Annotated in this window: 7 protein-coding genes; all 7 read right to left on the reverse strand. The window is 65.5% G+C overall.

Going from position 1 to position 13024, the window contains the following annotated elements:
- Positions 1-15 precede the first annotated feature (15 nt).
- The gene (locus SPF06_RS10965) at positions 16-1353 is read right to left on the reverse strand and encodes an ABC transporter substrate-binding protein (RefSeq protein ID WP_323279095.1); all 1338 of its coding nucleotides are present in this window, start codon (positions 1351-1353) and stop codon (positions 16-18) included.
- Positions 1354-1602: 249 nt separating this feature from the next.
- Positions 1603-5007, reverse strand: coding sequence for a putative Ig domain-containing protein (locus SPF06_RS10970; protein ID WP_323279096.1), 3405 nt, complete (start codon positions 5005-5007; stop codon positions 1603-1605).
- A gap of 835 nt (positions 5008-5842) precedes the next feature.
- Positions 5843-8134: a beta-L-arabinofuranosidase domain-containing protein gene (locus tag SPF06_RS10975; RefSeq protein WP_323279097.1), complete on the reverse strand. Its 2292-nt coding sequence runs from the start codon at positions 8132-8134 to the stop codon at positions 5843-5845.
- A 79-nt stretch (positions 8135-8213) separates the two neighbouring features.
- Positions 8214-9818 (reverse strand): alpha-N-arabinofuranosidase, encoded by a 1605-nt coding sequence (locus SPF06_RS10980; protein WP_323279098.1) that lies wholly within the window; start codon positions 9816-9818, stop codon positions 8214-8216.
- 29 nt (positions 9819-9847) lie between these two features.
- On the reverse strand, positions 9848-10855 hold the full coding sequence (locus SPF06_RS10985) for a LacI family DNA-binding transcriptional regulator (RefSeq protein WP_323279099.1): 1008 nt from the start codon (positions 10853-10855) through the stop codon (positions 9848-9850).
- Between the two features lie 19 nt (positions 10856-10874).
- Positions 10875-11051 (reverse strand): hypothetical protein, encoded by a 177-nt coding sequence (locus tag SPF06_RS10990; protein ID WP_323279100.1) that lies wholly within the window; start codon positions 11049-11051, stop codon positions 10875-10877.
- A gap of 193 nt (positions 11052-11244) precedes the next feature.
- Positions 11245-13023, reverse strand: coding sequence for an ABC transporter ATP-binding protein (locus tag SPF06_RS10995; protein ID WP_323279101.1), 1779 nt, complete (start codon positions 13021-13023; stop codon positions 11245-11247).
- Position 13024: the final 1 nt, after the last annotated feature.

Raw genomic sequence — 13024 nt, forward strand, 5'->3', positions numbered from 1 at the left:
GATGTGACGAACGGACTACTTCGCGATCGTGTAGTCGATGCCCTTGCTCTTCAGATCGTTCGCGATGTACGCCTCGACATTCGCCAGTGCATCCTTGAACGTGATCTGCTTGGCAACGGCCTTGCCCCACTGATCCTGCAACTGCGGGAACCACGCATCGTAGTCAGGTCCGAGCTCGAACCCTCCGATCACATTGGCCTGCGCATCGGCGATGACCCTTCCGACCTCCTTGGGCGACTGGCCGAAGAGCTTGGTGGGGACCACCGCCTCCGTATACTGCGAGACGTCCTTCAGCGCCGCCGGAATCCCGACTGTTCCTGTGTCCTTATTGCGGGACGCCTCGATACCCTTCGGGTCAGTCAAAGCGAACGTCGAGAATTTCACCGCCGCCTCCGGGTGCTCGCACCCGACCGGAACGATCGAGGCCGACCCCCGACCGGGGACCCGTTCGCCCGTCGCGCCCTCGAACTGCGGGTTAGGAACGGCTTCCCAATCTCCGAGCGAATTCTTGAAGTTGGTCTGCAGTCCAGGGAGAGACCACCACTGCGTCGGCAGCGTCGCCAGCTTGCCACTGTCGAAGTACGAGTACAGCGCCGGGCGGTCCTTGTAAGTCTGCGTCGAGTTCAGGCCGTTGTCGACAATCTGCTGGAAGACGTCAGCTGCCTTCAAGGTCTCCTTGCCATGCAGGTTCACGGTCCATTTGTCGCCGTCGATCTTGAACCACTCGGCGTCAGCCTGCTGCGCGAGATTGACCAGCACGCTGGGGTCCTCACCTGCGAGATTGATCACCTTGACCCCGGAAGGCGCAAGCGACTTCCCCGTCTTGATGAGCTCTTCCCAGGTCTTCGGCGCCTCGACACCGCCGGCCTTCAGTGTCTTCGCGTTGACCATCATGAACTGCGCGCTCGGGGCCCCGGGGATGCCATAGTACTTGTCCCCGAGCTTTGCCCCAGCCAACGCCCCGGCGCCAAACTTGTCTTCGATGGGCTTGATATACGAAGTGATGTCCTGAGCCCATCCGTTCACGAGCGAGGTCGCCAACGGCGCGAAGCCCTGCGCGAGGCACGGGACGTCCTTCTTGGACTCCATCACATTGCGGAAATTGGTCTGCATGGCAGTATTGCTCGCCTGCTGCACGTAATTGACCTTGACCTGGTCCTGACTCTTGTTGAAGGCGTCAGCGACCTGCTTCGTGATCGGATCCCACCCCCAGACGTCTATTGTGACTGGACCGCTTGAATTCGCCCCGGTTGCTGCAGGGGCCGAGCCGGCGCCAGCGGAGCAAGCACTCAAGAGCGCAGCAGCCGCAAGGCTGGCGGCGAGGGCAAGAGCCCGTCGATTTCGAGATCGCATGAATCACTCCTTCGTGATCCACACCCACCATGGTGTGCGGATCGATACCACGTAAGTCCCACTCGACACCCCGAATGGATAACGTCATCCAATCATGCTGTGACTGTCGTCACCCTGTCAACGTCGAATGTGGACCGTGACAGAGGTTCAGAAGACGGTCAAGACACGACGAGAGGGGGACCAGGCATGAGCACGATCCCCCTCTCGTCGCGGGCTACCGCGACCGTTCAGCGTTAGGACGCAGCTTTCTTATCGGAGCGTTCCGTAGAGCTGGAGCTCCGCCATGTCGCCACGCCAGTTACTCGCATTCGTCACCTTGAAATAGCGGTAGGAGGTGCCGTCCGTGACAGAACGCTCAGTCCACACGCCATCCTTGGTGCCCGAGAGCGGCTCGCTCAGGTTCGTCCAGCTTGTGCCATCGTTTGACCCTTGCACGAAGGTGCCGTTCGCCCGGACCGTCTGACCGGTTCGCGGAAGGAAGAACAGATCATTGAGCTGGACCGACTTTCCGGCACCGAAATCGAGAGTGTAGTAGGCCGAGGCCGACTGGAGATCCGTGAAGGTCGTCGCATCGTTGTCGAACATCAGGTACCCCACCTGGTCTGCAGGTAGCGGGTTGCTAGCGGCCAGTTGAGGAGACGACGCGATGACCTTCGCGAGATGTGCCACATCGATGCGCTGGTCCCGGTTACCTCCGACAAACAGGTTATTTCCGTCGGTGGTGCCGTACAGGGTGGGACCGGCCTTATCGCCGTAGGTGTAGTCGACGCTGAGCGAAACAGGGCCGGCTGCGACGCCGTCAAGAACGACAGGGGCCATCCAGTTGATACCGTCGCTCGACGTGGCAGCCTTCTGGATGCCCATGACGTTGACTGTGACGGACTGAACCGCCTTCCTCGTGGTGACGGCGACGTTGACGGTATCGCCAATCGACACCTTTCCGGCGACGGCATCGGTGGACGTAATCACGGCCGAGGCGATCTGGTTCCCGATCTCGTGGCGTTCGCCGTAGATGTGGAACTCGGTCATCTCGAACAGCCCGCGGACGATGCCGTACAGCACGTCGGGCAGCGCCTTGACCATTTGGACCTTGAAGTACCGGAACTGCGTGTCCACGAACTCCGGTGCCACATCAAGGGTGTTGTAGTCCTGAGTGAACGCAGTGACTCCCGGTGTGATCCGGGTCCAGTTGACGCCATCGTTCGAGCCGTACATCGTTGAGTTGGCAAGCCGGTCGGCGAAGATGTTGCTCTGGAACCCGAACTTGGTGGCCGAGACACGGAAGTCGGGGCCGAAATCGAAGATGTGCGACAGATTGACAGCCTGGGAGTATCCGGTGCCGGTCTGCTCATCACCGTCCAGCAGGAGGGGTGTGCGTTCCTTCGCCGTGGAGGAGAACAGGACATTCCGGTAGTCGAGGCTTCCGTCAAGAGCTGACTTCGGCGAGATGAGCCGCAGACCGTCGGCCGCGGCGACCATAGCGGCCAAAGCGGCCTCGTATTCAGCGTCGGCGCAGTCCTTCCGTAGGTTCTTGGCAGCATCTCGTGCTGCGACGAACGCGGCGTCGGTTGCAGATTCATAGCCGAGGTCCGGCTTGTAGTCCTTCCCCGCCACCGCCAGAGCCGCGGCGCGAGTGCTGGCGGTGTCGAGCACGATCGTGCGGGCGACGACGCTCGTGCCGTCATCAGCTGCGAGGGTGATCGTCCCCGAGTTCTCGCCATTCCACCTGAGGTGGCCCGTGGCGGCGTCGAGCTTCGCGCCATCCGGCAGTCCGGTCGCACTGTACGTGACGGCACCCGGGCCGGTGGCCGCGAGGTTGATGTCGAGGTCAGCACCCTTCCACCCGACGATCCGCTTGGCAGCGTTCGCCGGGAAGGTCGGGCCGTGCAGGTCTGCCTGAGCGTTGATGTCGATGTGATCGAGGTCGACAGTAGCGCCCTCGGTCTCGATGTACAGGATGTCGCCCATGGATCGTGTCGCTGTGACATAGCGCCATTCACCGTGGGTGTCAGGCACCGTGATATCGGTGTCGCGCCGCACGGTGTTGTTGTGGCTCACGGAGCCGAGATGAATGACGGCCGAGCCGTGCGTGCGCACGCGGAAGCCCTGCTGCGGGTTGTTGTTCGCACCGCTGAGGTAGGCGATCTTCGACCCGCCGGCCATGGTCACAAAGCCGTCGCCCGTAGTGACGTCGCCGGCGAGGTGCGTGTAATGCTGCTCGACCTCGAGGATGTTGGGGTTGGCGTTCGGCTTCGCCGCCGCTTCGCCCGCCGCCGCAGCGGGTGCGAACATCCACGAGTCGCCGCCGCCGTCGTGACCGTCCCAGCCGATCTGCTGGGGGGTCAGACGCTTGGCGTAAGCCTCAGCAAAGAAGGGAGCCATCTTCGCGACGTCCACTCCGCGCGTGTACTTGTAGTAGTAGTACATCTCCCAGAAGCTCGCCGTCGCGTACCGGCCACGGTAGCCATCGGCAATGTGGTTATAGGTGTCGCGGATCGTGCCGTCCGGAGAGATTGCGTACCCGACCGGGGTCCACTCAGGATCGCGGCCGGACATGAACTGCCAGAAGTAATCGGCAGCCTTGATGATCCGGTCATCGAGGAACTCGTACGGTCCCACAGCATTGGCTGCGGTCGATACCGTTCCTTGAACAGGATCCACCTTGGTGCCCTGGGACAGCATCATGCGGGCCAGAGCCGCAAAGTTCGTGAGATCGCCGCCGCCATGGGCTTGATCACGGCCCATTTCTACTTGCTGAACATGCGGGTTAGGGATCGGTTCGCCGGTCTTGTCGTTCTTATCGACCCACCGGGCCAGACGCGAGATGGACCCGTTGAAGCCCTGGTCCTTGGCCGTCGAGTTCACCGTGAACCATTCGACCTTCTCCCGGTACAGCGCCGCATCGTCCATGAAGATCGATCCAGCCATCGACCCCAGCAGCGGGTAGTTGTGCTGATTCATAAAGTGGTCCGGCGAGGACATGAAGGTGGCGATTGCCGGCCGGATCAGATTGTTGCTGAAGGCCTTGGCGTCGGCGTCGGTCAGCACGAGCGCCGGGTCGCTGCCGCAGCTCGTGTACCGCAGCAGTTCGGCCGCGGTGGCCATGCGGAACAGCGGAACGCCGTTGTGGATGTGCGAATCGGTGTAATACGTGAACTGGGTCGGGTCCATCTGCTCCCAGTTGCGGATGATCGCCAGAGCGTTGGCCCGGTAGACCTGCTTTCCCGTGAGGACGTGCATGACGGCCTGCGTGTAGGCCTTCAGCCCGTCGGACTCGAACAGGAACCGGGTGCCCGAATTGAACGCGGTCGTACGTGGCTTGGTCGGATCGGCGCCGGCATTGGACGGCTTGACGTTCTCCGCGGCGGCGGCCGAGCTCTTCAGTGCTTCGAAACCTGAAACCCACGGCTCCGCTCCGGCCGCAAGCTGGGTGCGCACGTTCTGGATGACGGGCTCAGTGAGGCCAATCCCGGGGTGCGCAAAGCCCTCCGCGCTCGTGGTCGGGTGGAACTGCACATCGCAGGTTCCCGAGACGGTCTCGGCGTGCGCCATTGGCTGCGGCAGCGGGCTGAGCGCAATGCCGAGCGCCGCTCCGAGGGCGAGCGCCCTCTTGAGCAAATGGGAACGTCGGGAGGCGACGTGCGATTGGCTCATGATCCCTACCTTCTCCGTTGAGGGTGATGTGTGGGACGCGTCGCCAGAGGCAAACGTTATCCGCGCGGCCGACGATACCGAACTTACGGGTTCAGGGCAACGCTCAGTTCAAGCGAGAGGACCAGCGTGTCAGTTTGGGACAAGATCGAAGTCCTGTGGACTGCCGTTGTTCCAGGGCGGGTTCAGTCTGCGAACATGGTGGCGTGCTCGCGCAGATGGTCGAGGCGTGTGAGCGAGAGAGCGCGTCCCGGGGACAGGCTGAGGAAGATCTCGCGGCCGCATCGCCTGATCGAAGACGCCAACGCCTCGATATCGGTCCTCTAGGGCCAGGGCATGTCGTCGGCCTTGATGAAGTCAACGCCCCATTCTGCGTAGAGCGCGAGCAGGGAGTCGTAGTAGGCCTGGTTGGCAGGCACGCATGATCGAGGCCGAGCATGTCGGGGTTCCACTCGCCCACGTTCCCGGCGTCCGCGACGTCACGCGCGTACGACAACGTCCCCAGGACCGGGGATTCCGAGTCGCCGCCCTTCGGGGAATCCCCCGCATCACGTGGATCCCGAATTTCAGCCCCAAGGCATGGATCCGTTCCGCGAGAGGCCCGATTCCCTTCCCGCCCACGGCACTTGGAAACCTGGCGGGAGCTCGCAGCAAGCGCCCGAACGGGTCCATCTCGAGCGGCGCGTCCTCGTTGCAGCCGTGCGTCCGGGCCCTGGGGTCCGCCTAGTCGATGCCCACGACGACCGTGTCCCCACCCCTACATCCCATCGGCGGGCGTCCAGGCATGATCAGAGACGCCACGTCACTCCTTCATCGGTTGTGGCTTGTTATCCAGCGGTCATGGCGCGGGGACAGGTGTGTCGGCGGCATCCGTCAGGAGCAGGATGCGGCGCAGTCGAGGCATGGGGCGGCCGTCCACGGCAGCCAGAGTGATCCGGGTCTCCGCCTCGCCGTCCGCGGTCAACGGCACCTCCCAGGTGGTCGCGCCGTCCAGGGCGACGACGGCGTCCCGGCCCAGGAGGAAGGCGGGCTCGCCGTCGTCGTCGGGAAGCCATTCGAGGCGCAGGCTCTTGGCGACCGCCTCCCAGTCGCGCAGCACGAGCGACAGGGAGCCTGCTGGGCGAAGCCACTTCAACCCATCCTCAGTGGTGCCGCGCTCCGCACCCGGCGCGACGACCTCGTGGTCGCTTTCGGGCTGCTGCTCCCCGAACGCGACGCCATCCACGACGCGGGCTTCGAGCCCCGTGCAGGCCCGATCGAGATCCTCGAGCCTGCTCCGGACCTCCGCGGCCGCGTGGTGCCCGCGGGAGATCGGCCACGAGATCCTGTACCGGGAGTCGTGGATCCGGTGCAGGGGCTTGAGTTCAAGGCGTGTCCCGTCGGCGGCGCGGATCGCCACCGAGCCCCCCTCGAGGGCTTGGGCCTCAAGCCGTGAAGTATCGATCACGGGCATCTCGGCCAATGGGCGCAGCGGCCCGGACGCGATGTGCGCCGTTCTGGCGCTCGTCGCGCGGTACCCGAGCGTGCGGTCCGGGATCACCTGGGCGAGCACCGTTGGCCCGTGCTGGAGCCACGCCCACCGGGAGCCGTCCGGGGCTGGGACGGCCTGGACCGTCCTGCCCAGGGAAAGGCTCATCACCTCCGTTCCTGTCCAGGTGCGCCGCACGCGCCACCAGCCTGCGCCGTCGTCGTCGACTGCCGTGCCGTCGGTGAGACACGCCTCTGCCCCGGCCGCCCACGGCGGGATCCGCACTGCGAGCGTGAAGGTGGCGGGTTCGGCGGCCTCCACGCGGAGCTGGGCGCCGCCTCCTCCTGGCCAACCGGAGTCGATCCGCACAACGACGCCGAATTCCTCCCAGCGCAGTTCGCTCGCCAGGAGCCAGGCGACCCGCAGTTCGTCGCCTGTCGTGGCGTAGACATGCGCACCGTGGCGGGCGTGCGCCTCGAAGCCCGAGCCCATGCAGCACCAGAAGCCGTCCTGCTCGGGCGAATACACGCGGTAGTGGCCCGGACGGTGCGAGGTGAAGTACACGAGCCCGCCGTGCCCGGGATGCTGGGTGGAGAGGACGTGGCTGCACTGCGCGACTTCGAGGAAGTCCAAGTACTTGGGGTCCTCGGTGAGCAGGTAGAGCTCCGCTGCGAGCTTGACCATGTTGTAGGTGTTGCAGCTCTCGGGCCCCTCGCGGGCAAGGAACAGCGGGCCGAAGTCGTCGCGGGAATGGAAGTGCTCCTTGACGCCATGGCCCCCGATCGCCGTGCTGTGCCGGTAAGCCACCTCGTCGAAGAAGGCCCGCGCGGCCGTGCCGATGCGCAGGATGTCCTCGTCGCGGGCGTCCAGCGCACGCGCGGTCCGCTCGATCGTGGCGTAGCCCACCACGACAGGGATCTGGGTGTTGGCATGCAGGCCAGCCAGCCGGTCCGCGTCGTCGTCGCCCAAGCGCTCAAGGCGACCGAGCAGCTCCGAGTGTGCGAAGCGCACTGCCAGCCGCAGGTAGCGCTCATCGTGCCGGAGTAGCGCCAGGCGCGCGAAGGACTCGGTGAGGCCGCCGAATTCGGTGACCAAGATGCGTTCAAGGGCCTCTTGGTCCAGCTGCGCGCAGGTGTGCAGCCACCACTCCCCGAATCCGTCGAGCAGCTGGTCCGCGAGCCGGCCCGGAAGGTGCTCCGCGACGTCGATGAGGCCCGCGACTGTCTTGTGCAGGTTGTAGAGGGGCACCCATCGGCCGTTGAGCTCGAAAGGCGATGCGTCGATGGTGCCGCCCATGAGCTCTTCCCAGAGCTCGACGCCGGAACTCACCCCGCCGAGGTAGCCGGTGCCCCCGGCGATCTGTGCCTCGTGCAGGCCGATGAGCAGGCGTTCGAGCATGCGGACGGCGCGCGGGTCGCCGGTGCTGGGGATCGCCAGGGCGAGAGCCGATAGGACGTGCCCCGCAGTGTGTCCCCCAAGCCCGGACGCTTCCCAGCCTCCATAGGCTTCGGCGACGGCGGCGAGGCCAGCTTCGCTCCTGAAGGGCGCCAGGAGCCGATCGGGGTCCAGCCGCAGCAGCGCTTCGAGGTTCACTCGCTGCGCATGGTCGAAGTCTCCCGGCAGCAGGCGGACTGCGGCCGGGGTCTGGAAGGCGAGAGTCATCAGGGTTCCTGCTCCTTGGTAGAACAATAGGGGTCGCTGGGCGTCCCGCCGAGCGCGAGGGACACCCAGCGACACCGATTCAGCAGTTGAGGCAGGGCTTGCTCTCGCTCGCGACGACGGCGGCACCGGCGGCTGCCGAGGCTGCCGGGGCGGCATCGAGCACCTGGCCGCGCACCGTGGCGAAGGAATGGGGTGGCAGCACAAGCACGAACTGACCGTCTTCGAGCTCGCGGACCTTGAGCGGTCGGGGCGCGACGGCGTCGGGGTGCTTCGGGGCGTTGAATGACGCCGCGCTGTCGCCAGCGAGCACGAGAGACTCCCCGATCTCGAAGCCGCTGCCACGGAAGTCGAGCACGAGCTCGCGTTCCTCCTCGAGCTCCAGGTTGGCGAGGGAGACGAGCACCTCGCCGTCCTTCGTGCTCGCCGACGCCGTGAGGGTCGGCAGCGCGGCGTCCTCATGGCGGTGCGCCGCGTCGGTCGCGAAGTGTGTGTGAAGGGCGAGCGCGTCCTGATGGTCGGCGTTCATGGCGAAGACGTGGAACGTCGGCGTCTTCACGAGGGCGCCGGACTCCGGATCCGTGAGCAGCATGGCCTGGAGGACGTTGACGGCCTGGGCGATGTTCGCCATGGCGAGCCGGTCGGCGTGCCGGTGGAACGAGTCGAAGTGGATGGCGGCGACGAGGGCGTCTCGGACCGTGTTCTGCTGGTACAGGAATCCAGGGTTGGTGCCGGGCTCGACGTCCCACCATGTGCCCCACTCGTCGAGGATGAGGCCGACCGACTTGTGCGGGTCGTAGACGTCCATCATGGTCGAATGCGCTGTCAGCAGGGTCTCGATGTGCTGGGCGGCCTTGATGGTCTTCCAGTATTCGTCGTCGCTGAACTCGGTCGCGGAGCCCTTCGCCGACCACGTGCCGGACATCGTGTAGTAGTGCAGCGAGATGCCCTGGTAGGGCCAGCCCTTGCTGTCGGGTCCGCCCGGGCGGACGAGCCCCTCCATGAGCGCCTTCGTCCACGCCACGTCGTCGGCATTGGCCCCGGCCGCGATCCGGTAGACGTCGTTGCCGTTGTGGTTACGGACGTACGTGCTGTATTGCCTCGCCAGGTCGGCGTAAGCCTCGGCACGCAGGTGCCCACCACATCCCCAGGGCTCGTTGCCGATGCCGAAGAACGGGACCTTCCACGGCTCGTCCTGCCCGTTGGCGCGCCGCAGCGCCGCCATCGGCGAATCGTCGTCGCGTGTGAGGTACTCGATCCACTCGCTCATCTCGCGCACGGTGCCCGAGCCGACGTTGCCGTTGACGTAGGCCTCGGCGCCGAGGAGCTCGCAGAGGTCCATGAACTCATGGGTGCCGAAGGAGTTGTCCTCGACGACATCGCCCCAGTGCGAGTTGACCATGCGTGGGCGCTGATCACGCGGGCCGATGCCGTCCCGCCAGTGGTACTCGTCGGCGAAGCACCCGCCGGGCCAGCGCAGGTTGGGGATGTTCAGCTCCCGCAGGGCGGCCACGACGTCGTTGCGGATGCCGCGGGTGTTCGGGATGTCGCTGTCCTCTCCGACCCAGAACCCGCCGTAGATGCATCGGCCGAGGTGCTCGGCGAAGTGGCCGTAGAGATGCCGGCTGATCGTGGGGCCCGCGATGTCGAGGTTGACGATGAGTCGATGGCAAGGCGTTGAAGCCATAGTGGCGTTCTCCAAGAGTCGTTGGGTGGTTATGCGGTTGATTCCCGGGCGACGAGCCGGAAGGGGGCCACGAGCTCGCGGCCGGGGCGGGGGGAATGGTCCTTGATGCGCTCCGAGAGGAGCGTGAGGGCGGTGGTGACCATCCAGTCGTGGTCAGGGGCGATGGTGGACAGGGAGGGGACTGAGAATTGGGCGTGCTGCACATCGTCGAAACCGATGACGCGCACGTCCTGCGGCACCCGGAGCCCCGCGTTGGCAAGGCCTCGCATGACGCCGAAGGCAACCGCATCGGTGACTGCCACGACGCCGTCGAACTCGACGCCGTCGCGCACCATCTGCGCGATGCCCGCGGCCGCATCCGCCATGGTCGGTTGGTCGACCGGGACCAGCAGCTCGGGGTCCTCGCGCAATCCGGCGTCCGCGAGGCCTCGGCGGTACCCGAGCAAGCGGTCGATGACCACGTTGTGCTGATCGTCTTCGGGGACGGCGTTGCTGGCCCAGGCAATGCGCCGACAGCCCTGCTCCACGAGGTGCACGGTGGCCGCTCTGGTGCCTTCGACGTTCGGCATAGCAACGTGGTCCACCGCCTCGCCATAGAGCCTCTCGCCCAGGAGGACCAAGGGGATCGACCGGTTGAGCAGGGCTGCTTCCTCGGGGCCGATCTCAATGGCGGAGAGAATCAGCCCGTCGCAGTCCAACGTGTGGGACATCGCCACGGCGTCGATTTCGCCCTCGATGTGGGCTCCCGTCTGTTGCACGGCCACCCGGTACCCCAGCTCGGCCGCTTTGGCGATCACCCTGCTGCCCAGCTCGGCGAAGTACATGTGGTCGAGCGAAGGAACAGCGAGCCCGATCACTCCGGTCGTCCCGGTCCGCAGGGTTCTGGCCGAGCGGTTCATCGTGTAGCCGGTCTCCCGGACTGCGTCGAGCACGCGCCGACGCAGGTCCTGGCTGACCGAACGGCGGCCGTTGATGACGTTCGAGACGGTCATCGTCGAGACGCCCGCCAGCCGTGCAACATCGGACATGGTCACCATCGAGGGTCTCCTGTTCGCGCTACTTGATACCGGCTGCGCTGAAATTCTGCGTGTAGCGCCGCTGGACGAAGAAGAACACGGGAACCACAGATATCACGGACAGGATCGATCCAGCCGCGATGAGGTTGTTCAGAGGGAATCCCCTTTCGTTGACGTAGCCGAGGAAGGCGAGCGGCCAGAGTGCTATTGCTCTCATTCACAAGCAGAGTGGGGCTCTGGCCGAACCAGGCCCTGATGGCGTTGATGGCCCCACCTTCCTTCCTACGTGTCTGGGGAGATAATTCTCGATGGTGTATCGATAAATTGGAGGGATGTTCCGGAACGCTTCGAAGGGTTCAGAGAGACGTTTGTATCGTTACACAGGCGGGTGTGAACGTCAACAGATTCGCCTATGTTTCCCCGGGGGCTTTCTGACGTACGCCGCCCTGCTGAAGGTTCCAGGCTCTTGCGTAGCGCCCGCCCAGGGCGAGCAGCTCGCTGTGGGTCCCTTCCTCCGCCACGCGTCCGCGCTCCATCACCACAATCCGGTCGGCGCCCCTCACGGTCGAGAGGCGATGCGCCACGACGAGAGTCGTGCGGCTTCGCCTGAGTCCTTCGAGGGCTGCCTGGATGTGGCTCTCAGACTCGGAATCCAGGGCACTCGTGGCCTCGTCGAGGATGAGGATCCGTGGATCCCGGATCAGGGCCCGTGCGAGCGAGAGCCGCTGCCTCTGCCCGCCGGAGAGCTTGGCTCCGCGCTCGCCCAGCATGGTGTCCCACCCCTCTGGCAGAGCTTCGACGAAGTCGAGCGCGTTGGCGTCGGCAAGCGCCTGCCGCACGCGGTCGTGGCCCATTGAGCCGAGCCCGTAGGTGACATTCTCGAAGACGGTCCCCGCGAAGAGCACCGATTCCTGCGGAACCACCGAGATCTGGCGCCGAACGGTGCGCAGGTCGTACTCGGCCAGATCCCGTCCGTCGAGGATGACGCGGCCGCTCCGCGGTCTGACGAACCCGAGGATCGTGTTCATGAGCGTCGACTTGCCCGAGCCTGACGGGCCGACGAAGGCCACGGTCTGGCCGGGTTCTACGGCAAGGCTGACGTCGACGAGTGCGGCCTTCTCGGCTCCCGGATAGGACGCCGAGATCCGTCTCAGCTCGATCCGGCCCGAGATCGGGCCGGCCGCGAGCTTTCCGTCGTTCCGCTCGAGGTCTGGATCCTGCATAATCTCCGCGGCGGACCGGATCGACTCCGCACCGCGGGTGACGAGCGGGACCAAGCTCAGGACCGTCGTCACGGCCCCCGTGAGCGCGGAGAAGTAGGTGCTCAACAGCACCACCTGCCCGGGGGTCATGGGGGCCAGGCCGAGCAGCGCAAGGGCCGCCGCGACGAGCAGACAGCCCACCGAGAGGATCTGCATGGTGACCCAGCTCGCCGCGCCGAAGCGGCCGTTGAGCATATCGAGGCTCACGCCTCGTTCACGGACCCTATCGGCGGCCTCCCTGACACGGCCCACCGCCACCTCCTCCAGGCCATGCGCTCGCGTGACGGGGATCAGAGCCGCCATCTCCCCCACACGCGCCGAGAAGGCCTCCAGGTCTCGGCGGAATTCCTCGTTCCGGCGCCGTACGCCTCGACGCATAAGCCACCACACGGCGACCCCGCACGGCACCGAGAGGGCGAAGACCGGAAGGAACTGAGGAACGCTGACCGCCGTGGTGACGATGGCACCGGCGAAGACGAAGAAGGCCGACAGCGCTGGGCTTCCTGCCTGGGAGAGCATGAGCTCGATGTTCTCGACATCCCTGACGATCTTGCTCTGGGTGACCGACGCGCTCGAACGGGCGTGGTAGTCCATCGAAAGCACCTGAAGGCGCCGCGCGAGCAAGTTCCGCAGGCGCGCCCCCACGGAGCGCACGCTGCCCATGAACAGCCTCGTGAAGAGCAGGTGCATGGGGTAGTTCTGCAGGAGCAGCGCCACGGCAGCCAGGGACAGCCAGCCGAGGGACGACGGCGCCCCGCGCTTGACCACGATGTCCACCGCCGCACTGGTCACGAGGGGGAGCAGCCACAGGGGGCAGTCCTTCACGGCGAACACCAGAACGGAGAGCAGGAGCCTGGCGCGATGGGGCTTCAGGAGCGCTGCGAGAGAGCCGAGCGGATGCCCGGGGTCCAGAGGGATTTCCTCCACC

The sequence above is a fragment of the Sinomonas terricola genome, assembly GCF_034931225.1.
GTDB lineage: Bacteria > Actinomycetota > Actinomycetes > Actinomycetales > Micrococcaceae > Sinomonas > Sinomonas terricola.

Excerpts from the sequence above, each read along its gene's own strand:
- SPF06_RS10990 (WP_323279100.1), bottom strand. The coding sequence starts at position 11,051 with ATGAGAGCAATAGCACTCTGGCCGCTCGCCTTCCTCGGCTACGTCAAC.
- SPF06_RS10975 (WP_323279097.1), bottom strand. The coding sequence starts at position 8,134 with ATGACTCTCGCCTTCCAGACCCCGGCCGCAGTCCGCCTGCTGCCGGGA.
- SPF06_RS10970 (WP_323279096.1), bottom strand. The coding sequence starts at position 5,007 with ATGAGCCAATCGCACGTCGCCTCCCGACGTTCCCATTTGCTCAAGAGG.
- SPF06_RS10965 (WP_323279095.1), bottom strand. The coding sequence starts at position 1,353 with ATGCGATCTCGAAATCGACGGGCTCTTGCCCTCGCCGCCAGCCTTGCG.
- SPF06_RS10985 (WP_323279099.1), bottom strand. The coding sequence starts at position 10,855 with ATGGTGACCATGTCCGATGTTGCACGGCTGGCGGGCGTCTCGACGATG.
- SPF06_RS10980 (WP_323279098.1), bottom strand. The coding sequence starts at position 9,818 with ATGGCTTCAACGCCTTGCCATCGACTCATCGTCAACCTCGACATCGCG.